Raw genomic sequence first — 228 nt, forward strand, 5'->3', positions numbered from 1 at the left:
GGGCGTGGTGAGCAACACCGGCACCATCGTCTACCCCGACCGCCTGCTGATGCTGTTTGCCCAGGACGTGCTGTCGCGCAACCCGGGCGCCGAGATCATCTTCGACGTCAAATGCACCCGTCGCCTGACCCCACTGATCGAACAGCATGGCGGCCGCGCGCTGATGTGGAAGACCGGCCATTCGCTGATCAAGAAGAAGATGAAAGAGACTGGCTCGTTGCTGGCTGG

Annotated in this window: 1 pseudogene; it reads left to right on the forward strand. The window is 62.3% G+C overall.

Annotated elements, in window-relative coordinates:
* Positions 1 to 228, forward strand: a pseudogene (locus tag SB725_RS34345) (phosphomannomutase/phosphoglucomutase); the annotation flags it as partial.

This window comes from Pseudomonas sp. SIMBA_041, from assembly GCF_046535095.1.
Taxonomy (GTDB): domain Bacteria; phylum Pseudomonadota; class Gammaproteobacteria; order Pseudomonadales; family Pseudomonadaceae; genus Aquipseudomonas; species Aquipseudomonas mucoides.